At 65.0% G+C, this 21110-nt stretch carries 26 protein-coding genes; 12 read left to right on the top strand and 14 right to left on the bottom strand.

All coding sequences use genetic code 11. The features are described from left to right. The first annotated feature begins 453 nt into the window (after window positions 1-453). Genes cysG through B015_RS0101635 form a run of 5 tightly spaced genes read left to right on the top strand, consistent with a single transcriptional unit; the run spans window position 454 to window position 5192 of the window. Window positions 454-1905 carry a siroheme synthase CysG gene (gene cysG / locus B015_RS0101615; protein WP_018425902.1) on the top strand — a complete coding sequence of 484 codons (1452 nt, stop codon included), beginning with the start codon at window positions 454-456 and terminating at the stop codon, window positions 1903-1905. Further along, window positions 1902-2204 (top strand): DUF2849 domain-containing protein, encoded by a 303-nt coding sequence (locus B015_RS0101620; protein WP_018425903.1) that lies wholly within the window; start codon window positions 1902-1904, stop codon window positions 2202-2204. The genes cysG and B015_RS0101620 overlap by 4 nt, the downstream gene beginning before the upstream one ends. A 19-nt stretch (window positions 2205-2223) precedes the next feature. Further along, a complete protein-coding gene (locus tag B015_RS0101625) occupies window positions 2224-3894 on the top strand; it encodes a nitrite/sulfite reductase (protein ID WP_018425904.1) in 1671 nt (556 codons plus the stop codon). Beyond that, window positions 3869-4639: a phosphoadenylyl-sulfate reductase gene (locus B015_RS0101630; RefSeq protein ID WP_018425905.1), complete on the top strand. Its 771-nt coding sequence runs from the start codon at window positions 3869-3871 to the stop codon at window positions 4637-4639. Before B015_RS0101625 ends, B015_RS0101630 begins: the two co-directional genes overlap by 26 nt. A 10-nt stretch (window positions 4640-4649) precedes the next feature. Continuing rightward, window positions 4650-5192 (top strand): DUF934 domain-containing protein, encoded by a 543-nt coding sequence (locus B015_RS0101635; RefSeq protein ID WP_018425906.1) that lies wholly within the window; start codon window positions 4650-4652, stop codon window positions 5190-5192. Window positions 5193-5213: 21 nt separating this feature from the next. Here B015_RS0101635 and B015_RS0101640 read toward each other — a convergent pair whose 3' ends face one another. Then, window positions 5214-5402, bottom strand: coding sequence for a hypothetical protein (locus tag B015_RS0101640; RefSeq protein WP_157632667.1), 189 nt, complete (start codon window positions 5400-5402; stop codon window positions 5214-5216). 237 nt (window positions 5403-5639) lie between these two features. On the opposite strand from B015_RS0101640, the gene grpE reads away from it, so the two are divergent. The 3 genes from grpE (at window position 5640) to B015_RS30215 (ending at window position 8365) form a co-directional block, all read left to right on the top strand. Next, entirely contained in the window at window positions 5640-6272 is a 633-nt protein-coding gene (gene grpE / locus B015_RS0101645) for a nucleotide exchange factor GrpE (protein WP_018425908.1), read from the top strand. Window positions 6273-6369: 97 nt separating this feature from the next. Further along, window positions 6370-7002, top strand: a complete 633-nt coding sequence (locus B015_RS0101650; RefSeq protein WP_018425909.1) for a trimeric intracellular cation channel family protein — start codon at window positions 6370-6372, stop codon at window positions 7000-7002. A 67-nt stretch (window positions 7003-7069) separates the two neighbouring features. Continuing rightward, window positions 7070-8365, top strand: coding sequence for an NAD(P)/FAD-dependent oxidoreductase (locus B015_RS30215; RefSeq protein ID WP_040455935.1), 1296 nt, complete (start codon window positions 7070-7072; stop codon window positions 8363-8365). Window positions 8366-8367: 2 nt separating this feature from the next. Here B015_RS30215 and B015_RS32090 read toward each other — a convergent pair whose 3' ends face one another. Together B015_RS32090 and B015_RS0101665 are read right to left on the bottom strand one after the other, a co-directional pair. Then, window positions 8368-9030, bottom strand: a complete 663-nt coding sequence (locus B015_RS32090; RefSeq protein ID WP_018425911.1) for an SdpI family protein — start codon at window positions 9028-9030, stop codon at window positions 8368-8370. Further along, entirely contained in the window at window positions 9027-9329 is a 303-nt protein-coding gene (locus B015_RS0101665) for an autorepressor SdpR family transcription factor (RefSeq protein ID WP_018425912.1), read from the bottom strand. The genes B015_RS32090 and B015_RS0101665 overlap by 4 nt, the downstream gene beginning before the upstream one ends. Window positions 9330-9436: 107 nt before the next feature. On the opposite strand from B015_RS0101665, the gene B015_RS30225 reads away from it, so the two are divergent. Next, the gene (locus B015_RS30225) at window positions 9437-9784 is read left to right on the top strand and encodes a hypothetical protein (protein WP_018425913.1); all 348 of its coding nucleotides are present in this window, start codon (window positions 9437-9439) and stop codon (window positions 9782-9784) included. A 3-nt stretch (window positions 9785-9787) separates the two neighbouring features. Here B015_RS30225 and B015_RS0101675 read toward each other — a convergent pair whose 3' ends face one another. The 8 genes from B015_RS0101675 to B015_RS0101710 form a co-directional block, all read right to left on the bottom strand. Further along, window positions 9788-10255, bottom strand: a complete 468-nt coding sequence (locus tag B015_RS0101675; RefSeq protein WP_018425914.1) for an SRPBCC family protein — start codon at window positions 10253-10255, stop codon at window positions 9788-9790. A gap of 17 nt (window positions 10256-10272) precedes the next feature. Continuing rightward, window positions 10273-10482 carry a hypothetical protein gene (locus tag B015_RS33760; RefSeq protein WP_245262103.1) on the bottom strand — a complete coding sequence of 70 codons (210 nt, stop codon included), beginning with the start codon at window positions 10480-10482 and terminating at the stop codon, window positions 10273-10275. A 149-nt stretch (window positions 10483-10631) separates the two neighbouring features. Then, on the bottom strand, window positions 10632-11501 hold the full coding sequence (locus B015_RS0101685; protein WP_018425916.1) for a GNAT family N-acetyltransferase: 870 nt from the start codon (window positions 11499-11501) through the stop codon (window positions 10632-10634). Window positions 11502-11663: 162 nt separating this feature from the next. Further along, the gene (locus B015_RS0101690) at window positions 11664-13946 is read right to left on the bottom strand and encodes a PAS domain-containing hybrid sensor histidine kinase/response regulator (protein WP_018425917.1); all 2283 of its coding nucleotides are present in this window, start codon (window positions 13944-13946) and stop codon (window positions 11664-11666) included. 73 nt (window positions 13947-14019) lie between these two features. Continuing rightward, window positions 14020-14763: an SH3 domain-containing protein gene (locus tag B015_RS0101695; protein ID WP_157632668.1), complete on the bottom strand. Its 744-nt coding sequence runs from the start codon at window positions 14761-14763 to the stop codon at window positions 14020-14022. A gap of 398 nt (window positions 14764-15161) precedes the next feature. Next, window positions 15162-15653: a signal peptidase II gene (gene lspA, locus B015_RS0101700; protein WP_018425919.1), complete on the bottom strand. Its 492-nt coding sequence runs from the start codon at window positions 15651-15653 to the stop codon at window positions 15162-15164. Window positions 15654-15662: 9 nt separating this feature from the next. Beyond that, window positions 15663-16499: an RNA methyltransferase gene (locus B015_RS0101705; RefSeq protein ID WP_018425920.1), complete on the bottom strand. Its 837-nt coding sequence runs from the start codon at window positions 16497-16499 to the stop codon at window positions 15663-15665. Continuing rightward, window positions 16496-17623 carry a class I SAM-dependent rRNA methyltransferase gene (locus B015_RS0101710; RefSeq protein ID WP_018425921.1) on the bottom strand — a complete coding sequence of 376 codons (1128 nt, stop codon included), beginning with the start codon at window positions 17621-17623 and terminating at the stop codon, window positions 16496-16498. The genes B015_RS0101705 and B015_RS0101710 overlap by 4 nt, the downstream gene beginning before the upstream one ends. A gap of 209 nt (window positions 17624-17832) precedes the next feature. Here B015_RS0101710 and B015_RS0101715 point away from each other — a divergent pair, with 209 nt between their 5' ends. The 3 genes from B015_RS0101715 (at window position 17833) to B015_RS0101725 (ending at window position 19428) form a co-directional block, all read left to right on the top strand. Then, window positions 17833-18525 (top strand): YafY family protein, encoded by a 693-nt coding sequence (locus B015_RS0101715; RefSeq protein WP_018425922.1) that lies wholly within the window; start codon window positions 17833-17835, stop codon window positions 18523-18525. 67 nt (window positions 18526-18592) lie between these two features. Then, window positions 18593-18979 carry a VOC family protein gene (locus B015_RS0101720; protein WP_018425923.1) on the top strand — a complete coding sequence of 129 codons (387 nt, stop codon included), beginning with the start codon at window positions 18593-18595 and terminating at the stop codon, window positions 18977-18979. A gap of 8 nt (window positions 18980-18987) precedes the next feature. Further along, window positions 18988-19428, top strand: coding sequence for an EVE domain-containing protein (locus B015_RS0101725; protein WP_018425924.1), 441 nt, complete (start codon window positions 18988-18990; stop codon window positions 19426-19428). Here the strand turns inward: B015_RS0101725 and B015_RS0101730 are convergent. Genes B015_RS0101730 through B015_RS0101740 form a run of 3 tightly spaced genes read right to left on the bottom strand, consistent with a single transcriptional unit; the run spans window position 19412 to window position 21073 of the window. Continuing rightward, complete coding sequence (locus B015_RS0101730; protein WP_018425925.1) at window positions 19412-20383, bottom strand: ornithine cyclodeaminase family protein; 972 nt, start codon at window positions 20381-20383, stop codon at window positions 19412-19414. The genes B015_RS0101725 and B015_RS0101730 overlap by 17 nt on opposite strands. Before the next feature lie 33 nt (window positions 20384-20416). After that, complete coding sequence (locus B015_RS0101735; protein ID WP_018425926.1) at window positions 20417-20749, bottom strand: LapA family protein; 333 nt, start codon at window positions 20747-20749, stop codon at window positions 20417-20419. A 39-nt stretch (window positions 20750-20788) separates the two neighbouring features. Then, window positions 20789-21073 carry an integration host factor subunit beta gene (locus B015_RS0101740; protein WP_018425927.1) on the bottom strand — a complete coding sequence of 95 codons (285 nt, stop codon included), beginning with the start codon at window positions 21071-21073 and terminating at the stop codon, window positions 20789-20791. Window positions 21074-21110 lie beyond the last annotated feature (37 nt).

Here is a 21110-nt window from a genome sequence, read left to right on the forward strand (position 1 = left end):
TGTCGCCGGCATCAGGCTTGCGGGTCGCAGGAGAAGATCGAGGCCGTTTGCGCGACCTATGACCGTCACGGAACATAAGCTTTTGGCCAGGCCAGACCCTGTCCCGAAGTTGGCTGGCGGCGTCCTGTCTTAATTCTACTAAATCAGTAGAAATTAGGAAAAAGCCGTCCGACCGGCAGGGTGGCGTCTCCGGCTGCGCTGTGTCGGCGAGCTCGCGTCAGAAGCCGCAATCATAAGCATTTCCGCGGGTTCCACACTGGTGTTCAGCCGCTCTGGCTCGGTATGGTCTTGAAAACCGGAGGCGGCTTCGCCTGCCAATGTTGGAAAAAAATTCTTCTGCCTCGTGCGCGAAGGCAAAAGCGATTGCATCCACCATCGGCGCGCGCGAGTGGGTTTCTTCTACGAAGGGGTGCCGGCGGCTAGAAATGGCGGGTCCTCCGGAACCCTCGCGTCATGACTCAAGCCGCCCCCAAGTTGAACGCCTTCCCGATCTTTCTCAAGGTCGAGGGCCGGGCCGTGGCCATTGTCGGCGGCGGCGACGAGGCGCTTGCCAAGGCGCGCCTGCTCAGCCAGTCGAGCGCCGAAATCCGCATCATCGCCGATCACGTCGAGCCGCAGCTGCGCGACTGGATTGCCGCCAATGGCGCGTTGCGCATCCACGCTGCCTATCATGCATCGCTGGTGGAAGGCGCGGTGATGGTCTTTGCCGCGACCGGCGATGAGGCGCTTGACCGACGTATCTCCGAAGACGCCCGCCGTCTCGGCATCGCCGTCAACGCCGTCGACCGGCCGGAACTGTGCGATTTCTTCACCCCCGCACTGGTCAATCGCGCGCCGGTCGCCGTTGCCGTCGGCACCGAAGGCGCGGGGCCCGTGCTCGCCCAGATGATCCGCGCCCGCATCGACCGCATGCTGTCGCCGCAGCTCGGCGCACTCGCGGCACTGGCCGCGAGCTTCCGCGATGCGGTCGAGCGTTTGTTGCCCAGGGGCAATGTCCGCCGCGCCTTCTGGCGGGAGTTCTTCGAAGGCGCGCCGGCACGTGCGCTGGACAACGCTACCCTTGCCGAAGCGCATGACGCCGCCACCGAAATCCTGTTGCGCGACGCGCCCGCGAACGGTCATGTTGCCCTGGTCGGTGCCGGTCCCGGCGCCGAGGACCTGCTCACGTTGCGGGCCCACCGTCTTCTGATGGAAGCCGACGTCATCGTTTACGACGCGCTGGTGCCCGAGGCGGTTGTCGCCATGGGCCGCCGCGACGCCGAGCGTCTGTCGGTCGGCAAGCGCAAGGGCTGCCATTCCAAGACGCAAAGCGAGATCGACGATCTGCTGGTCGCGCTCGCGCGGGACGGCAAGCGCGTCGTGCGGCTCAAGTCGGGCGACCCGCTGGTCTTTGGCCGCGCTGGCGAAGAGATGCAGGCGATGCGCGATGCCGGCGTGTCCTATGAGGTGGTGCCGGGCGTGACCTCGGCCTTTGCCGCCGCTGCCGATTTCGAGCTGCCGCTGACGCTGCGCGGCGTCACCTCCTCGATGGTGTTTACGACCGGCCATGACCTCAAGGGCGGTTCGCTGCCCGACTGGGCCAGGCTCGCCATCTCGGGCGCGACGGTTGCCGTCTATATGGGGCGGTCTGTTGCCGCCGACGTCGCCGGCCGTCTGATAGAGGCGGGACTGTCGCCCGATACGGCGGTCGCCGTGGTCGAGAATGCCAGCCTGAGGCATCGCCGGCGCTTCCACGGCACGCTCGCCGACCTGCCGTCGCTCGAAGGTCGCATCGACCTCGACGGCCCGGTCATGACCATCATCGGCGACGCCGTCGCCGGCGCCAATTTCGAACGCTCCGAGCCGCTTTCGGCACGCAGGCATGGGACGGCGGCAATCGCTGTCATGGAAGGACAAAGGGCATGAAGATCCTGACCGCCAACAGGCTGACCGACGGCGAGGCCGTATGGTTTTCGGCCACGGGCAACTGGGCCGAGACCATCGACGGCGCCGATATCGTCGCCGACAAGGACGGCGAGACCAGGCTCGAGGCCATCGGCAAGCATGCCTACGACAACAACGAGGTGGTCGACGTGAACCTGATCGACGTCAACGTCGTTGGGGGCGCGATCCAGCCGCTGCGCCTGCGCGAGGTGATCCGCGCCGCCGGCCCCACCAACCGTCTCGACCTCGGCAAGCAGGCGCGCCCTGCCGCTGCCGCCTGACCAACACCGGAAGACGACCATGTACCGCTACGACGAGTTCGACCATGACTTCGTGAAGGCCCGTGTCGCCGACTTCAGCGACCAGGTCGAACGCCGCCTTGCCGGCGAGATCACCGAGGACCAGTTCCGCCCGCTGCGGCTGATGAACGGCGTCTATCTCCAGCTGCACGCCTACATGCTGCGCATCGCGGTGCCTTACGGCACGCTGAGCGGAAAGCAGCTGCGCATGCTCGCCCACATCGCCCGCAAATACGACAAGGGCTACGGCCACTTCACCACGCGCCAGAACATCCAGTTCAACTGGCCTGCTCTGTCGGACATTCCGGCGATCCTCGCCGACCTCGCCTCGGTCGAGATGCATGCCATACAGACCTCGGGCAACTGCATCCGCAACGTGACGGCCGACCATTTCGCCGGTGCTGCGGCCGACGAGGTTGCCGATCCTCGGCCCTATGCCGAGATTCTGCGCCAGTGGTCGACGGTGCATCCGGAGTTCTCTTACTTGCCGCGCAAGTTCAAGATCGCGGTGACGGGCGCCGAGCGCGACCGCGCCGCCATCCAGACCCACGACATCGGCTTGCACCTGAAGAAGAACGACAAGGGTGAGCTGGGTTTCGCCGTCTATATCGGCGGCGGCCAGGGCCGCACGCCGATGGTTGCCAAGAAGATCCGCGACTTCCTGCCGGAAGAGCATCTGCTCTCCTATACGACGGCGATCCTGCGCGTATACAACCTCTTTGGCCGTCGCGACAACAAGTACAAGGCGCGCATCAAGATCCTGGTCCACGAGACCGGCGTCGACGAGATCGCCCGTCAGGTCGAGGCGGAGTGGCAGGCGCTGAAGGATGGCGAACTGAAGCTGCCGGAATCGGACGTTGCGGCCATCCAGTCCTATTTCGCGCCGCCCGTTCTCGCTGCCCGTCCCGAGGGCGACGACGTGCTCAAGGTCGCGCGCCTGGATTCGAAGAGCTTCGGCGAGTGGCTCGACCAGAACGTCTTCACCCACCACAATCCCGATTATGCCGCGGTGACCATCTCGTTGAAGGCCATCGGCGAAGCGCCTGGCGATGCCACCGACAGCCAGATGGAAGTCGTCGCCGACATCGCCGAGAAGTTCGGCTTCGACGAGATCCGCGTCAGCCATGAGCAGAACCTGATCCTTCCGCATGTCGCGCGCGCCGACCTCAAGGCGGTCTATGATGCGCTGGTGGCGGCCGATTTGGCCACCGCCAACTCGAACCTGATCAGCGACATCATCGCCTGCCCGGGCCTCGACTATTGCGCGTTGGCCAATGCCCGTTCGATCTCGGTGGCACAGGACATTTCGCGCCGCTTCGCCTCGCTCGAGCGTCAGCGCGACATCGGCGAACTGAAGCTCAAGATCTCGGGCTGCATCAACGCCTGCGGCCACCACCATGTCGGCCATATCGGTATCCTCGGTGTCGAGAAGAAGGGCGCGGAACTCTATCAGGTGACGCTCGGCGGCTCGGCCGACGAGCACACGACGGTCGGCGAGATCATCGGCCGCGGCTTCGGCCCGGAAGAGATCACCGACGCGATCGAGACCATTGTCGAAACCTATCTCCAGGTCCGCAGCGGCCCGGCGGAAAAGTTCCTCGACGCCTATCGCCGCGTCGGCCCCGCGCCGTTCAAGGAGGCGCTTTATGCAAGCGAAGCCAAGGCAGCCTGACGCCGAGACCCCGGACGCCGGGATCGTAGCGCAGGTTCAGGCCGAGGCCGCTTCGCTCGATGCGCTCCACGGGCATCTGACGCCGCAGGAGATCATCGTGCGTTCGGTAGAGCGCTTCGATGGCGGCATCGCTGCGGTCTCGTCCTTCGGCGCGGATTCCGCCGTGCTGCTGCATATGATTGCGGAAGTCGACCGCAACCTGCCGATCGTCTTCCTCGACACCGGCAAGCATTTCGGCGAGACGCTCGACTACCGAGACGCGCTGGCGGCAGATTTCGGCCTGACCGACATCCGTATCGTCACTCCAGGCGAGGCAGCGCTGGCGCGCATCGACCCTTTGGGCGACCTGCACAAGAGCGATACCGACGCTTGCTGCGACGTGCGCAAGGTCGAGCCGATGGCGCGCGGCGTGGAACCCTTCGGCTCCTGGTTCACCGGCCGCAAGCGTTTCCAGGCATCGACGCGTTCGGCGCTCGCCGCGTTCGAGCAGGTCGGCCCGCGTTTCCGCATCAATCCGCTCGCCCGGTGGGGCACGTCCGACCTCGCCGACTACATGCGCAAGCATGCCTTGCGCGAGAATCCGCTTGTCGCCTACGGTTACCTTTCGATCGGCTGTTTCCCCTGCACCCAGCCGGTCAAGCCGGGCGAAGACGCTCGCAGCGGTCGCTGGGCCGGCCAGGCCAAGACCGAATGCGGCATCCATCTTTCCGGTCTCGAACAGTCGCTGACCGACACATCCCTTTAGGAACTTGCGTATGACCGAAGCGACTTCAGAGACTAGGATCCGTCTGTGGACGCCGGAAGGTTTTCGTGAGGACGGCTGGATCCATGCCGAGGACGCGTCGGCACTGGCTGGCAACACCAGGGTGATCCTGCCGCTGCACGCCTATCTCGACCTCGATCCGGAGCAGCGCAACGCGGCCGGCGAAAGGCTGGGCGTTCAGCTGCAGCCCGGCGACCAGCTCGACGCCATCCTCGACCTGCTCGGCGAGCTGTCACTGGTGGCGCTGGCCTTTCCGGCCTTCAATGACGGCCGCTCCTTTTCCAAGGCCGAGCTGCTGCGCAGCCGCCATGGCTTCAAGGGCGCAGTGCGCGCGACCGGCCAGGTGCTGGTCGACCAGCTGCCGCACATGCTGCGCGTCGGTTTCGATGAGTTCGAGGTGTCGCATCCGGTGCTGCTGAAGCGTCTTGAGGCTGGCAACTCCGGCGGTCTGCCGCTCTATTACCAGCCGGCTGCGAAGGCTTCGGGACCCGTGGAGAAGGGTGCGAAATACGCTTGGCGCCGCACCGCCGGCTGATCGGCGCGCAACCAGACGGAACTAGCGCTGCGTTGGCCCGCTCTCGACGTTGGCGAGCTTTTCAAGCAGGCGCTTGAGCTTCTTGGGCAAGTCGTGGTCGGCGCGGAACGCTGGCAGGGCCTTCAAGACGCGCTGGTTGGTTTCCGTCGCGATCTCTCGCCGGATATGCGCCGTCAACCGCGCTGCCTGCTGTGTACGTGCTCCTGCCATGATCAGACCCTTTGTTGCCCGGAAGAACTCCTGCGGGCGGCAAATGGTTCCTATGCCGCGCATTTGCAGTGAAAAAGCTGCGCCGTTTGGGTAAAATTTGACTTAATATCCGAGGGTGGCGATCTTGGCCCAGTCCGGCGCGGCATCCGGTCTCAACGGCCCTTGCCCCTTGATTTTTGGCACCCGAAGCTCGATATCGGGCGCAACTTCCAATCTGATGAAAAGCGGGATTTGGCGATGAGCGACCAGGCAAAAGACGAACGCGCGCCCGACGAGACGGCGGCTGCCGAGGCCCAGGCCGAAAAGTTCGAAGGCGGCATCGACGGCGATTATGAAGCCGTCGTGCGTCTGCTCAAGGAAAACGAAGAGCTGAAGGACCGCGCTTTGCGTGCCGCGGCCGAGATGGAGAACCTGCGCCGCCGCACGGCACGCGACGTTCAGGACGCGCGAGCCTATTCAGCGGCCAATTTCGCACGCGACATGCTGTCGGTGTCGGACAATCTGCGCCGCGCCATCGAGGCAGTCACCGACGAGGCCAAGGCGGCCGGCGGCGACGGCCTTGCCAGCCTCATCGAGGGCGTCGAGGTGACGGAGCGCGCGATGCTTTCGGCGCTCGAGCGTCACGGCGTGCGCAAGCTCGACCCGCTGGGCGAGAAGTTCGACCCTAACTTCCACCAGGCGATGTTCGAGGTGCCGAACCCGGCCGTCCCGGCCAACACGGTCGTGCAGGTCGTACAATCAGGCTACACCATCGGCGATCGCGTCCTGCGCCCGGCCATGGTCGGCGTCGCCAAGGGCGGCCCCAAGCACGCCGGCGAGACCCCGGCCGAGCCTGGCCCGGTGAACGAGCAGGCCGAGAAAGACGCCTGAGAAGCGAATGGCGAATAGGGAGTAGCGAACAGGGAATTCATCGCTACAGTGAGCCCAAACGGGGGGCTGCAGTGTTCTTTCCCTATTCGCTTCTTCCATGAACCCGCTGCTGTACCTCGACTATGCCGGCGTGGCGGTGTTTGCCGCCACGGGCGCGCTTGCTGCATCGCGCAAGCAGCTCGATGTCATCGGCTTCCTGTTCCTGGCAAGCTTCACCGGCATTGGCGGCGGCACTGTCCGTGACGTCATTCTCGGCTTGCCGGTCTTCTGGGTGGTCAACCCGGCCTATGTGCTGGTCTGCGCCGCCGTGGCAGTCGTCGTGTTCTTCACTGCCCATCTGGTCGAATCCCGCTACAAGCTGCTGCTCTGGCTCGATGCGCTCGGCATGGCCGCTTATGCCGCGATCGGTGCGGCCAAGGGCCTGGAGGCGACGGGGTCGCCGACAGTCGCTATCATCATGGGAATGCTGACCGCCACCTTCGGCGGCATCCTGCGCGATCTCCTTGCCGGCGAGCCATCGGTGCTGCTGAAGCCCGAAATCTATGTGTCGGCCGCGATGACGGGTGCCGGCATCTATACGCTCGCCGAACTGGCGGAGCTGCCGACCGAAGTGTCGGCCTTTGTCGCCTTCGTCGCTGCCTTCATGGTGCGTGGCGGGGCGCTGAAGTTCGGCTGGACCTTTCCCGCCTATCGCAGCCGCCCCGGCCGCCGGCCCGAAGACATTCCCTGAGCTTCCAAGCTATATCCTGTCCTGAAATTTGCTTCTACTATGCACCCAGCAAGCAAGGGCAGCATTCATGCATCAGCGAATAGTGGTCGTCGGCGCGGGGTTTGGCGGTCTGGAAGTCGTCAGGGGTTTGGCTGGCGCTGCGGTCGACATCACCTTCATCGACAGGCGCAATCATCATCTGTTCCAGCCCTTGCTGTACCAGGTGGCCACAGCCTCGCTTGCGACATCGGAGATTGCCTGGCCAGTCCGTTCGCTCGTGCGCGACAGGCCGGAGGTGACGACCGTCCTGGCAAATGTGTCGGGTATCGATGCGGAGCGTCGCCTCGTGCAGCTGCAGGATGGCGCCTCGGTGCCTTACGACACGCTGGTGTTGGCGACAGGCGCTCGCCACGCCTATTTCGGTCATGACGAGTGGGAGCCTTATGCGCTCGGCCTGAAGACGCTGGAAGATGCCACGACGATCAGGCGACGCATCCTCGTGGCGTTCGAGCAGGCCGAACGGGAAACCGATCCTGCCAGGCAGGTGGCGTTGCTGACCTTTGTCATCGTCGGCGCAGGCCCAACCGGCGTGGAAATGGCCGGCACGATCGCCGAACTGGCGCGGGACACGCTGCCGCGCGAATTTCGCAACATCGACACGGCAAGAGCCCGGGTCGTGTTGATCGAAGCCGGACCGCGCGTGCTGGCCGGATTTCCCGACGAACTCTCCGACTATGCGCTGCGCTCGCTGCGCAAGCTTGGCGTCGAGGTCGAGCTTGGGCGCGCCGTTTCCGACTGCACGGCCGACAGCGTTGCCTATGGCGACGCCAGGCTGGCGACAAGCACGATCATCTGGGCTGCCGGCGTGCGGGCTTCTCCCGCAGCCGAGTGGCTGGGCGTGCCTGCCGACAGGGCCGGGCGTCTCCAGGTGATGCCCGACCTCACGGTCCCCCGTCATCCCGAGATCTTTGCCATAGGCGACACCGTCACGGTGAATGGCCCGAACGAAAAGCCGGTGCCGGGCATCGCGCCTGCGGCCAAGCAGGAGGGCCAGCATGTGGCCGCCATCATCAAGGCGCGGCTGCGTGGCGAGACAGGGCAGATGCCATTCCGCTATCGCCATCAGGGAAGCCTCGCCCAGATCGGCAAGCGGCGCGCGGTGATCGATTTTGGCCGGATCAAGCTGCGGGGCGCGTTGGCATGGTGGTTATGGGGTATCGCCCATATCTACTTTCTGATCGGTTCGCGGGCCCGGCTCAGCGTGGCGATCAACTGGCTGTGGATCCATGCCCGCAACCAGCGCAGCGCCCGGCTGATCACACAGGGCGAGGCGGCCGAGAGCTCGCCGGGCAAAGATAGCGGGTCGGACCTGCGGCAAACGTAAGCTCAAGCGCCCGCCTGTTCTTGCCGCCAGGCCCAGTAGGAATAGGCGATGCTGCCCAGGCTGATCGCAACGACGCCGCCGACGATGGCCGACACCATGATGGCGGGCGCGGCATTGGCGATGGCCAGCGCGACCAGTCCAAGCCCCAGCAGCACCGAGGCCCAGCCGAACACGCGGTGGGTCTTGGCCCAGATGCGGTCGCTGGCGCGTGTCCATGGCGTGCGCACGCCCATGATGCCGTTCGGCCTGATCCGGCTCGCGACATTGCCGGTCACCATCAGGAAGAGGCCAAGCACGGCGGTCAGCCCGCGCGGGATCGACAAAGCCATGCCCAGCGCGCTTGCTATGATGACCGCATGGGCGACCAGAAGGATCGCCAGGCTGCCGATCCAGAAAGTGGCATAGGCATTTCCGGAGCGTTGGAGATTGTCCCGCCTGCGCTCGAAGCGCGGTGCGACCGCAAATATCAGCGACAACAGCAGCACGGCCACCGGCATGATGGCGAAGGCGAAGAGTGGGCTGGCGAAGCGGTCGGGCGCGCCTTCGAGGTTGAAATGCACGGCCACCTGTGTATCGCCGGGGACGACTGTAAGCGCCCAGGCGGAAGCAGCTGCCATCGCCAGCAGGGCAGCCGCGCTGAATTTCAGCGGAAGCGCGTTGTTCATGACGTCACCTTGGGGTTGCTGGCCGTGCCGGCGCGGGGCTGGCCGATGCGAAACTGGTCCATCAAAAGTGCCAATGCATCCTCGAGAACCGACAATTGCAGCGAATAGGTGATGCTGGTGCCCGATTTCTCGCCCTGGATCAGGCCAGCCTCGCGCAGCACGCCGAAGTGGCCGGTCAGCGTCGGTTTTGACAGGCTGAAGTGGCCGGCGATCTCGCCGGCGGTCATCTCGCGCTGGCGCAGCAGCCGGATGATTTCGCGGCGTGTCGGGTCGGACAGAGCTTTGTAGATACGGTCCATGTTTTGTATTTAGGTAAATACCGAAATAAAGTAAAGTGCCTTTCAGCTTGGTTGCGACCTGACCTCGGAACCATTGCCGCCTTTCGGGCGCAATGCGACCATCGGGCATGGAAGAACCGAATCGAGTGCGCCGCCGCTGGGCCGTTTTCGGCTATGCCGTGCTTGTTGCCGCGCTGCCAATAGCCTTCCTCGGGCTGCTGCCTGCCAATGAATACAAGGCCTGGGGTGGCGGTGGCATCGATTGCGACGGCCCGGGCCCGGTGCTGTTTTTCGGCGCCGTGGCAATTGCGATCTATGGTGCGGGGGTCGTGCTGAACGGGCGACATTTCAGAAGGCCTGCCAGGCTTTTGATCGCCGGCGCCTGCGCGCTCGTCTGCCTTGCAATGGTGCCCAATGTCGCCGACGCCGTGAGAGAACAGCGCATCAACGATCTCGCCTCCGAAACCTGCGGCTGAGACCTAGCTTTCCGTAAACGCGGCGAGGTTTGCGAGCGATGAGGCGATGCCTTCCCGATGATCGTCCTCACTGATGCCTGGTGGCACGTCCTCGCAGCTGACGGTCACCCGCGTGTCGCCTGCGACAGGTTCCAGCGTGGTCACGATGCGCATGGCCCCGGCAAAGGCCGGGTCGTCGGATTCGAACTCGATCACTTCGACGACGCGCCTGTCGGGCACCAGTTCGACGAAACGGCCCTCGAAGACGTCGGCGTTGTCTGACGTCTTGCCGTGCGATCCGGCATCTTCGTAGATGAAGGCCATCCGGAACGTGCCGCCTTCGAGCGGCTCGAATGCCAGGATTTCTGCCCGCATACCCTGTGGCGGGCGCCAGCTTGCCACAGCTTCGGGATCGACCAGCGCGCGATAGATCGTTTCGGCCGAGGCCTTGATCAGCCGGGAGCCGGTGTCGGTGCGCCTGAGTTCGATCACGCTAGCCCTCCCGGCGTTCAGTGCGCTGCCTGCCGGGTCTTGAGCAGGCTTCTCGGCGCCTGCATCAGCCAGGCCCGGTCGAGGCGGCTTCGCAGTTGGTCGAGCGGAATGTCGTGGACGCGCACCAGCACGATGGGCCAGCCCTTGTAGTGGGCAGTCTCGAAGTAGAGATGCGGATCCGCCTCCATCAGCATCTCCTTCTCCTCCAGCGCGCACATCACCGCCACCGTGTCGGCATCCTTGACCCGGCAGAGGAACTTTCTTGCGGACGTGAAGGGACGGCGTGCCGTAGGACGTGCCCGCGACCACCTCCGCCAGCCCCTCGGCTGCAATGAGCAGCTTGTCGAAGGCGGGCTGGAGGTCGTCGGCCATCGCTCTATGCGGCGAATCGCTGGGTTTCGCCGCCGTAATAGTTGATATAGCGGGCGCCGATTTCCTTGACCGGCATGACGATGAAGACGTCGACCGTGCCGAAGTCATGGTCGATGACGCAGCCGTCGCCGATCTTGGCCCCGACGCGCAGGTAACCCTTCACCAGCGGCGGCATGGACGAAATCGCAGCCTTGGCATTGATTGCCTCGATCGGCATCAGGTCCATCTGGCAGTAGCGGCCGGCCACGGCGCGCACGTCCCAGTCGGGGCTGGTACGGCAGTGGTGGGCGAGATAGGTCAGCGCCTCTGCATGCGCCGCTGGCACCGTGCCGTGGAACGAGGCGCAGCCGGTCATGACGTCGATGTCATAGCGGTTGAGATAGGACCAGATGCCCTGCCACAGCGCCTCGATGGTCCGCTTCGAGCGGTATTCGGGCAATACGCAGGAGCGGCCAAGCTCAAGGAAGCGCTGGCCGGGATGGCGCGCGATCAGCTTCTTGAGCTCGAATTCGTCGTCGGAATAGAAGCCGCCGGCCTCGGCCGCGCGCTCCTGGCGCAGCAGGCGGTAGGTGCCGACGATCTGCCGGTGCGTGGGGCCCGATATCGATGTGTCGAAGACCAGCAGATGGTCGCAGATGTCGTCGAATCGGTCGGCGTCGCGCTGGTCGATGGTGTGCAGCGCCTGCTTCTTGGCGCCCAGCTCGTCGAAGAAGACGCGGTAGCGTACTTGCTGCGCGGCAGCGATCTCCGATTCGTCGCGGGCGAGGCGAACCTCGAGCGTGCCGATCTTTCCGAGGGGCGTTCCGGGCAATATTGGATTGGAAGGCACTGTCACCTTGGCGCCATTGGCTTTCTGGGTGTCACTGTCCGGCAAGGCTGTATGCACGGGTGATTCTCCTTCGAGCCATCCCTCCTGGCGCGGGGATACGGTGTCGGTGCTACAGGATTGTGACAGTATCGTGATCGACCCGCCCGGGCAAGACTTGCACGGCAAGCAACTTCGTCTAGCCGGCTAGGAAAATCAGAGAGATGACCTCTAGGCAGCTGCCCGTTGCTCGACCAGACTGATCAGCACATCGGGGTCCAGAGGCTTGGTGATGAAGCCGCTGGCGCCATGTGCGAGCACCGCGTGGCGGGTCTTTTCCTGGCTGTCGGCCGACAAAACCATGATCGGAACGGCGGCAAGCCCGTGCTGTTCCTCATGCCGGCGGATGGCTGAAATTGCGTCCAGGCCGTCCATCACGGGCATGTGCATATCCATCAGCACGACGTCGTAGCGATGTTTGTGCGAACCGCTGGTGACGGCTTCGACGGCGGCCTTGCCGTTGTTGACCACCTCGACGCGGTGGCCGGCTTTGGTCAGCGCCGCGCGAGCCAGCATGGCGTTGATGTCGTTGTCCTCGGCGATCAGCACCGACAGGCTGCCGCCTGCGGCAGGCTTTGCCGCCCTCAGGCGATTCGCTGCCTGCGGTTGGTTCGCAAGGCTGCCCTTGGCCGCCAGGAGGACGCGCATCAGCGTTTCGCCGCGCACCGGCCGGGCCAGGAACGTGGCGTAGCCGCTGGCACGCAGTTCGCCAAGCAGGCCGCGGTCGGTGGGCGCGATCAGCGTCACGGCATCCGCCGTGGCAAAGCCGCGTTCCCGCATATGGCGCAGCAAGCGGCCGTCGGTGTCTTCCATGGCGGCATCGACCAGCAGCGCATTGCATCCGTCGGCGTAAAGGCGGGCCTGTTCCGGCGTCGCCACGATGTCAGCCCTGCCGCCATGGGCACGGATGGTCTCGGCAATGGCCTCGGCTTCGGTTGTGTTGCGTGACAGGATCACCGCCTGGCGGCCGGCCAGCGCGTCGCCGCGCATCGGGGCTTCGTCCGAGGCGCCATAGGCCGGCAGGTCGAACGAGAATTCCGAGCCCTGGCCGGGCACGCTGGTGACCGTCAGCGCCCCGCCCATCGAGGTGGCCAGGCGCTTGGAGATGGCAAGGCCGAGACCGGCGCCGCCATGCGAGCGGGTCGAGGTGCCGTCGGCCTGTTCGAACTCTTCGAAGATGCGTTCCATGTCCTCCGGGCGCAGGCCGGTACCGGTGTCGGAGACGGTGAAGCGGATCTTGCCGGGATTGCCGTCGTCGATGCGCCGCACAGTCAGGCGTACGCCGCCGGCGTCGGTGAATTTCACCGCATTGCCGATCAGATTGAGCAGCACCTGGCGAACACGGCCCGGATCGGCCGTCATCATCGCGGGCACATCGGGGGCGACATGGCAGCCGAGGCCGATGCCCTTGGCGAAGGCGCGTGCGGCAAGCAGTTCCACCACATTGTCGGCCATCTCGCGCGGCGACATCGGCTGCGGCTCGGGATCGAAGCGCCCTGCCTCGATCTTGGAATAATCGAGCAGATCTTCGATCAGCGCCAGAAGCGCGCTGGCCGAAGTCGAGATCGCGCCGAGATAGGTGCGCTGCTCGGGCGACAGTTCGGTGTCGTGAAGCAGCTTCGCCATGCCCATGATGCCGTTCATCGGCGTGCGGATTTCATGGCTGACGGTCGCCAGGAAGCGCGATTTGGCCTGGCTGGCGAATTCGGCGCGTTCGCGCGCGCCGATCAGCGCGGTCTCGGCGCGCTTGCGGGCGGTGATGTCACGGGCGATGGCCCGGTGCGAAACCGCATGGCTGGCCTTGTCACGGACCGACAGCTCGATCCACGAGAACCAGCGCACGATGCCGGCCGAGCGGATGCCGACATCGGTCGAACTCAGGCACTCGCCTTCGGCAAAGGCGGCATCAGGCACCACGCCGACGTCGACGCCGAGTTCCGACAGGGTCTTGCCGGCAAGGTCGCGCAGGTCCTTGCCGACGAGGTCGGCAAAGACCTTGTTGGCATAGACGATGCGGCCGTCGCGGTCGCGGTGCACGACCAGGTCGCCGAGCGCATCGATGAGGCCGCGGAAGCGCTCTTCGCTTTCCTGTAATTCCCACATGCGGTCGGCGAGCGTTTCGATCTCGGCGCGGTTGCGCGAGGCGTTTTTGGTGATGGCGCCGGCGGCGCGTTCGCGTTCGCTGAGACTGCGGGCCAGAAGCACGAGGCCGGCGGTGCCGGCACAGATGAGACCGATGCTGATGAAGCTTGGCGCGCCGGTGAGATGGGCGAGCCCGGCAAGCACGAGCACGGTGACCAGCGTCGCAAAGTAGAGGCCGCGCGGCGGCTCCTTCGGCAGTTCCGCCTCAAGCGGTTGCGGGGTCAGGATACGCCTGGGCGTCGACGTCTCAGCCTCGGTCGCGGCTGCGTCGCTTGCCTTGCTCTCCTCGGTAACGCCTGACTCCGTCATCATGGCGGAAGCCTAGCAGGCAGAGCTTAGGGAAGATTTTGGCGGATCGTTCGAGTTTTAACGATCGTGTCGGGCGCTACTGGACGTAGGATTTGTAGATGAAGCCGCGCTGGCCGTTGAAGACGATCTCGCACCATTTGGTGCATGACACGACTTCCACCGAAGCCTTTGCCGGGATGACTTCGAGTACGGCGCCGCCGGGCTTGGAGCGCATGTTCACAGAACGCTTGATGGTGATCTGGCCGCCGGCCTGGGCCTGCTGGGCTGGCTTGGCCGCTGCAGGCGCAGCCTCGGGCGCCATTTCGGCGTCCGCGGTCTCGTTTTCGATCGCCTGAACGGCTGCAGTGGCACTGGCATCCGGCTCGACCAGAGCCAGGGCATCGGTCTCGACCGGATCCTTGGCTATGACTTTTTCGGCGCCGGGGATTGCGGGAATGGCCTCGAGCGGCTTGTTGGCGCTCGCCGCCACCACCTGGGCCCAGCGCGGATCAGCGGCCAGCGGCATGTCGGTCGCCTCTTCGGCCATGGCGCTGGACACAATGATCGACGAGCTGGTCGAGGCCAGCCGGTTCTGGCGGCCTGTAGGCTCTGCCGTGATGGTGGTGATCTTGTCTTTTGCTGGCTCGGCCCCCGGCTGGACTTCAGCGCGGCGCACTTCCTGCGCGCTGTTGGCGGAATGCTGTCCGAGGTGGGGAACGATGAAAAGCGCGGAAACGGCGGTCACGCTCATCAGAGCGGTCATCGCCAACACGCCGCAGACCAAGCCACGGTTCGGCGCGTTGTCGCGCCAGGATGACTGGTCGGTTTTCGTGAACATCATCGAAGAGCGCGGCTGATTGGCAGCGCCCGACCTGAAGGGCATTCTCACAAACAACTCTCCACTAGGCCCCGTTTGCTCGAAAATACCGAGCGTCCCACCCGCCGTTCCAGCCCACGAATCTACGCCGCGTGACCGAAGAACAGTCCAGACAGTGCCTTATTGGCTCCTCCCACACCCTGCATCATGGATAGCGATTGTGGCAGAGCTTGGACCCGATTGCGACCTTCCTGAAATTTTTGCTAATCGCCAAGCGAATTCTGTGCGTAAGTCACGACTATCGTAGAATGCCATTCCGGCTGGAACTATGCGCGTCCGGCCGGGCACACCGAGCGTAATCTAATCTGTTGAATCTGAACATCATTCTGGCCGGAAGCCGAACTCGGTTCCCGGACGGGGTGTCAATCGTTCGCCTTGGCTTTCTCGGCGCGGCCGCGCCGCCAGGCCAGGAATTCGTCCAGCACGACCAGGGCGGCACCTACGGAAATGAAGGCGTCGGCAAGGTTGAAGATGGCGAACGACCATACAGGCGTGTGGAACAGGATGTAGTCGATGACGTGGCCGTAGACCGTACGGTCGATGAGATTGCCCAGCGCGCCGCCGACGATCAGGGCAAAGCCGAAGCGCGAAATGGTCTGCTCCGGCGTGGTCTTGATGGCGAGAAAGGTGACGAAGGCGACGACCGCGCCGGTCAGCACGATCAGGCCGGTGTCGCCGACATTGGAGAACATCGAAAACGCGATGCCGGTGTTGTAGGTGCGGTAGAGCGCCAGGAAGGGCAGCAGGTCGATCTTCTCGTGCATGACCAGATTGGCCTCGACGAGCACCTTGATCCACTGGTCGATCGCAACCGCGAGCGCCGTGACGATCCCGTAGAATGCGACTGGCTTCACCGGCGGCTCCTAAAGCTTCAGCGCGCCGCGCCGGATTTCAAACAGCATGACGCCGGTGGCGACCGCGAGATTGAGCGAATCCGCACGGCCCGCCTGCGGGATGCGCAGCAGCTTGTCACAGGCGTCGGCCAGATTGTCGGGCAGGCCCTGCTGCTCGTTGCCCATCATCAAAAGCACCGGTCGCGTGCCGAAATCGACCGAACGATAGTCGACCGCGCCTTTGAGATGCGTGCCGGCGACGATGCCGGCAAAACCCTTGCGCCATTCGAGGAAGGCATCCGGGTGCGTCTTGGCGACCGGCACCGCGAAGATCGAGCCCATGGTTGCGCGCACGGTTTCAAGCGAGAACGGGTCAGTGGTGTCGCCGACCAGGATGACGCCCTTCGCGCCCACCGCATCGACCGTGCGGATGACGGTGCCGAGATTGCCGGGGTCGCGCACCCGGTCGAGCGCCACCCAGACCTCGCCGTCCTTGGGCCTGATGTCCCTGAGCGGCACGAAACGCTGGCCGAACACGCCGACGACAGCCTGCGGATTGTCGCGGCGGGTGATCGCGGTGATGACCTTTTCCGACACTTCGAGCACATCGCCGCCGGCGGCACGGGTGCGCGCCGCGACCTTCTCGATGGCCGGATTGCCGAGGCCTGACTTGGCGAAGATCAGCGTCTTGATCGTCCAGCCGAGGTCGAGCGCGTCGATGACCAGCTTCAGGCCTTCGGCGATGAAGGCGTTCTGCTGGTCGCGGAATTTCTTCAGCGCCAGCGACTTGATGTCCTTGACCAGCGGGTTGGCAAGGCTCGTCACTTCCTTGACGCGGCCGGGCGCTCCGGTGCGATGTTCGCTCATTTGGCCACCCAGCGTGAGAAAAGCGATGTCGAAAGCGCCCGTCCGGCCGATTTCTCGCGGATGACGAGTTCGCCCGACTCGATGGTGCCGCCCATGCCGGCGAAGGTGTCGCGCATCAAAGCGTGGATGGCAAAGAACGAGGCGCGGATCGAATAGGCCGTCAGCACCACCGCCAGCGGCTTCGGCGTCAGGATCGAACGGCAGATGTCGGTCATGGCGGGCAGGCTCTCGAACAGCTGCCACACCTCGCCTTTGGGTCCGCGGCCATAGGCCGGCGGATCGAACAGGATGATGTCGTAGCGGCTGCCGCGGCGCTCCTCGCGCTCGACGAACTTCATTGCGTCCTCGCAGATCCAGCGGATCGGCTTGTTGGCGAGACCGGCCATCTCCTGGTTCTCGCGCGCCCAGCCGATGGCCTTTTTCGAGGCGTCGACATGGGTGACCTCGGCGCCGGCGCGGGCGGCTACCAGTGAGGCAAGCCCGGTATAGCCGAACAGGTTGAGCACCTTCACCGGGCGCTTGGCCTCCACGATCATCCGCGCCATGTGGTCCCAGTGCGTCGCCTGTTCGGGGAATACGCCGACGTGGCGGAACGAGGTGAAGCGGCCCTGATAGTGCAGCCCGTCATGGCGCATCGGCCATGTTTCGCCGAGCGGTTCCTTGGGGAAGCGCCAGCGGCCCAGGCCCTCTTCATCGGTGTCGCCGGTGAAGACCGCGTCGGCGCGGTCCCATTCCTTTGCCGGCAGCGCGCGCTGCCAGATCGCCTGCCCCTCGGGGCGCACGATGCGATAGGGGCCGTATTGTTCGAGTTTCTGGCCGTCGCCCGAGTCGAGCAAGGCGTAGTCGTCGTTGGGCGCGACTTCGAGGATCAGCGGCAGGCGCTCGGCCGGCAACTCTCCTTCGCGGCGCGTAAGCTTGCGTGGTTCCGACCTCGGCTCGACCTGATGCCTTGGCTCGGACTGATGCTTGGGTTCTGGCTTATGGTCCTGGCGCGGAGCTGGCCTCTGCTCCTGCCTGCGCTCCGGCTGCCGCTCGGTGCGTTCGCGCGCTTGCGCGGGCGCGGCACCGCTCTTGCGGGGCGGTTGCGGGCGGCTGTCGCGGCGTTTGTCGCGCGGATGCTTCAAGGAACGGCGTCTCCAGATGGTTGGCCGCTTTTGACACAGGCCATCTCGCACCGCAACCGGACGGGCGGTCGCGGGCAGGTCGCGGCTCTCTCAAAGCCCTGATGGTGAACCCGTTGGACGATAAGAGCTATTGAAGGGCTTTCGCCACTCCATGCCTTCCGGCGATGCATGCCGCGGCCTATCGTACACGCCAAACTCGCCCGAGAATCATGTCGCGCTCCGAACGCCTGCTCGACCTCATCCAGATCTTGCGCCGCCACCGCCGGCCGGTGAGCGGGCTTGTGCTTGCCGGCGAGCTGGATGTATCGATCCGCACGCTCTACCGTGATATCGCCACCTTGCAGGGGCAGGGCGCGCCGATCGAGGGCGAGCCGGGGCTGGGCTATGTGCTGAAGCCCGGCTTCATGCTGCCGCCGCTGATGTTCACCGACGAGGAGATCGAGGCCATCGTGCTTGGATCGCGCTGGGTGGCCAAGCAGCCTGACACCAGGCTTTCGGCAGCCGCGGCCGACGCCTTGGCTAAGATCTCTTCCGTCCTGCCCGACGATTTGCGCGAAGAGCTCGACGCCACCGCGCTTTTGGTCGGCCCAAGTGCCGAGGCGACGCGTGAGGGCGCCGACCTCGGGATCATTCGCAAGGCGATCCGCGGCGAGCGCAAGCTCGAGATGACCTATGAGGATGCTTCGGGAGCAAGCTCGCGACGCAGGGTGTGGCCCTTTGCGCTCGGCTTCTTCGACAAGGTTCGGGTGATGGTCGCCTGGTGCGAGATGCGCCAGGACTTCAGGCACTTTCGTGCCGACCGCATCTCCGACCTCGCCGCCACCGACACGCGTTACCCTCGCCGCCGCGTCGTCATGCTGAAGGAATGGCGGGCGACGCTCGGCACCTCCAGGAGGCTTTGAACGCTACTGCCAGAATCTGACAGTGGCGCCGGTTACACCTGTCCTCGTCCCAAAAAGGAGAGCACAGATGCGCAGCCCCAACTTCATCATCCTCTATGTCGACAGCCCCGAGGCCAGCGGCGCATTCTACGCCAGGCTGCTTGGCTGCCAGCCGGTCGAGACATCAGCGACCTTCGTCATGTTCGTGCTCGACAACGGCTTCAAGCTCGGCCTGTGGTCGCGCCACACAGTCGCGCCGGCGGCAGCTGCGGCAGGCGGCGGAGCCGAACTTGTCTTTGCGCTGGAGACCCCTGACGCTGTCGACGCCACCCATGCCGAATGGGCCGAAAGCGGGCTCAATATCCTGCAGGCGCCCGGCAACATGGATTTTGGCCGCACTTTCGTGGCGCTCGATCCGGATGGCCATCGCCTGCGCGTCTATTGCCTCGACGAAGCAGCTGTGGCGCAGCCATGAGTACGGGCATGAGCACCGGCAACTGGCTGGCCGTCGCCTCGGCTGATCATGTCCGTATCGGCCGGGCCAGCGGCTTCATGCAGGTCTGCCACGGCAAGGTAGGCCCGCTGCGCCGGATCGGCGCCGGCGACGGCGTGGTCTATTATTCGCCGTCGACAGTCATGGGCGGCAAGGATGGGCTGAAATCCTTCACGGCAATCGGCCGGGTGCGACCGGGCGAACCCTGTCGTTTCGACATGGGTGGAGGCTTCGTGCCATCCCGCAGGGATGTCGATTGGGCCGTTGCACACGAAGTGCCTGTCGCAGCGCTCGCCGGGCAGCTCGATTTCACGGCGGGGCCCAACTGGGGCTACCAACTGCGCTTCGGCCTCTGTCCGCTCAGCGAGCACGACTTTCGCCTGATCGCGGAAGCCATGGCTGCCGACGTCGAGTTCAGGCTTTCGGCTTGAGCGACTTGTAGACGGCGATGCCGGCGGCGAGATCCTCGAGAGCGGCACCCACCGACTTGAACAGGGTGATCTCGTCCGCCGACTGGCGGCCGGCCTTCTGGCCGCGCGCGAGTTCATGCAGGTCGCCGATGATGGCGTCGGCCTTGAGCACGCCGGACGCGATCGGCTGGACGATGTCACCGGCTTCCTTGGTGGCGCCGGCGCGGGTGTCGACATAGACGCGCGCAGTCGAGATGGCGTCGTCGTCGGCCTCGCGCATGCCGGGCGTGAAGCCGCCGACGAGGTCGACATGGGCGCCCGGCTTCAGCCTCGCACCCTTCACCAGCGGGGTGGTCGAGATCGTGCCGGCGGTGACGATGTCGGCCCAGCCGAGCTCTGCATCGAGGTCGGACACCGCCTTGGCGTCAAAGCCTTCGCTCCTCAGCGACGCGGCCAGCGTCTCGGCATTGGCGATCGTACGGTTCCAGATCCGGATTTCCGTGATCGGGCGCACGGCTGCGTGGGCGCGGGCCAGGAACCGGCACTGCGCGCCGGCACCGATCACCAGGAGCTTCGAGGCGTCCTCGCGGGCGAGGTAGGTGGCAGCCAGCGCCGAGGCGCAGGCCGTGCGCCACTGGGTCAGCCGTGGGCCATCCATCAAGGCCTGTGGCTCGCCGGTGACGCCGTCGAGAAGCAGATAGATGCCGACGACCGCCGGCTTGGCGATATCGTTGTTGTCAGGCGAAACGGTGACGATCTTGACGCCGATATGACCCTCGGCAGCGGCGGCGGGCGCCTTGAAGTCGGTCCAGGCCGGCATCAAAAGCAGCGTCGAGTCAGTACCCTTGGCGCGCTCGACCGTATGATGGTGGCGCACAGGCTGCACCGCGCCTTCGCGAAAGGCGGTTCTCAGCGTTTCGACAAGACCGGGAAAGGTCAGGGCCCGATCGATATCGCCGGCCGAAAATTGCAGCATGGATTTTCCCCCAGAAGGCGCGCCTGGCGCCTGTCAGTGCGGGCGCGGCAGTGCCGGGCCTTGCGGTGCGGCCGGCGGACGCTGGCTCGCCGCCTGGCGCAGGCTCTCGGCCTCGAGGCTGCGCTGGCGCGCCACCTTGCGGTGACGGCCCTGCTTTACCCAGGTCACCGCGCTGCCGAGGATGACGCCGAGCCCGAGCGCCAGGAACAAGAGCACGAACAGCGGCGCCTGTACGGTCAAGCCTGGATTGCCGGGATTGAAGGGGTCGAGCGTGAAGGCGATGGGCGCGCGGTTGGCCACGGCGAGCGCAATCAGCACGATCGCCAGGGGCACCAGGACCACGATGAGCATGACGCGGTTAAACATGGGCATTCCCGATTGAAACTGGCGGCGACCGTAAATCGACTATTTGGCCGCGTTGAGGCGCTCGCGCAGTTCCTTGCCGGTCTTGAAGAACGGCACCCACTTTTCCTCGACCTCGACGGAATCGCCGGTGCGCGGGTTGCGGCCGGTCCGGGCTGGACGGTTCTTGACCGAAAATGCGCCAAACCCGCGCAGTTCGACGCGGTTGCCTTCGGCCAGTGCCTCGGTGATCTCGTCGAAGATGGCGCTGACGATATTCTCGACGTCCCGCAGAAACAGATGCGGATTGCGAGTGGCAATAATTTGCACAAGTTCGGACTTGATCATGCGCGCGGTCCCCGTCGAAATGTCGATGATTTTATTT

Origin of the sequence: Hoeflea sp. 108, from assembly GCF_000372965.1 — a bacterium.
In the GTDB taxonomy this organism is placed as follows: domain Bacteria; phylum Pseudomonadota; class Alphaproteobacteria; order Rhizobiales; family Rhizobiaceae; genus Aminobacter.

Excerpts from the sequence above, each read along its gene's own strand:
- B015_RS30225 (WP_018425913.1), top strand. The coding sequence starts at position 9,437 with ATGGAAGAACCGAATCGAGTGCGCCGCCGCTGGGCCGTTTTCGGCTAT.
- B015_RS0101690 (WP_018425917.1), bottom strand. The coding sequence starts at position 13,946 with ATGATGACGGAGTCAGGCGTTACCGAGGAGAGCAAGGCAAGCGACGCA.
- B015_RS0101625 (WP_018425904.1), top strand. The coding sequence starts at position 2,224 with ATGTACCGCTACGACGAGTTCGACCATGACTTCGTGAAGGCCCGTGTC.
- B015_RS0101720 (WP_018425923.1), top strand. The coding sequence starts at position 18,593 with ATGCGCAGCCCCAACTTCATCATCCTCTATGTCGACAGCCCCGAGGCC.
- B015_RS0101620 (WP_018425903.1), top strand. The coding sequence starts at position 1,902 with ATGAAGATCCTGACCGCCAACAGGCTGACCGACGGCGAGGCCGTATGG.
- B015_RS0101635 (WP_018425906.1), top strand. The coding sequence starts at position 4,650 with ATGACCGAAGCGACTTCAGAGACTAGGATCCGTCTGTGGACGCCGGAA.
- B015_RS0101715 (WP_018425922.1), top strand. The coding sequence starts at position 17,833 with ATGTCGCGCTCCGAACGCCTGCTCGACCTCATCCAGATCTTGCGCCGC.
- B015_RS0101630 (WP_018425905.1), top strand. The coding sequence starts at position 3,869 with ATGCAAGCGAAGCCAAGGCAGCCTGACGCCGAGACCCCGGACGCCGGG.
- B015_RS30215 (WP_040455935.1), top strand. The coding sequence starts at position 7,070 with ATGCATCAGCGAATAGTGGTCGTCGGCGCGGGGTTTGGCGGTCTGGAA.
- B015_RS0101665 (WP_018425912.1), bottom strand. The coding sequence starts at position 9,329 with ATGGACCGTATCTACAAAGCTCTGTCCGACCCGACACGCCGCGAAATC.
- B015_RS0101730 (WP_018425925.1), bottom strand. The coding sequence starts at position 20,383 with ATGCTGCAATTTTCGGCCGGCGATATCGATCGGGCCCTGACCTTTCCC.
- B015_RS0101640 (WP_157632667.1), bottom strand. The coding sequence starts at position 5,402 with ATGGCAGGAGCACGTACACAGCAGGCAGCGCGGTTGACGGCGCATATC.
- B015_RS0101740 (WP_018425927.1), bottom strand. The coding sequence starts at position 21,073 with ATGATCAAGTCCGAACTTGTGCAAATTATTGCCACTCGCAATCCGCAT.
- grpE (WP_018425908.1), top strand. The coding sequence starts at position 5,640 with ATGAGCGACCAGGCAAAAGACGAACGCGCGCCCGACGAGACGGCGGCT.
- B015_RS0101705 (WP_018425920.1), bottom strand. The coding sequence starts at position 16,499 with ATGAGCGAACATCGCACCGGAGCGCCCGGCCGCGTCAAGGAAGTGACG.
- B015_RS32090 (WP_018425911.1), bottom strand. The coding sequence starts at position 9,030 with ATGAACAACGCGCTTCCGCTGAAATTCAGCGCGGCTGCCCTGCTGGCG.
- B015_RS0101725 (WP_018425924.1), top strand. The coding sequence starts at position 18,988 with ATGAGCACCGGCAACTGGCTGGCCGTCGCCTCGGCTGATCATGTCCGT.
- B015_RS0101695 (WP_157632668.1), bottom strand. The coding sequence starts at position 14,763 with ATGATGTTCACGAAAACCGACCAGTCATCCTGGCGCGACAACGCGCCG.
- cysG (WP_018425902.1), top strand. The coding sequence starts at position 454 with ATGACTCAAGCCGCCCCCAAGTTGAACGCCTTCCCGATCTTTCTCAAG.
- B015_RS0101650 (WP_018425909.1), top strand. The coding sequence starts at position 6,370 with ATGAACCCGCTGCTGTACCTCGACTATGCCGGCGTGGCGGTGTTTGCC.
- B015_RS0101735 (WP_018425926.1), bottom strand. The coding sequence starts at position 20,749 with ATGTTTAACCGCGTCATGCTCATCGTGGTCCTGGTGCCCCTGGCGATC.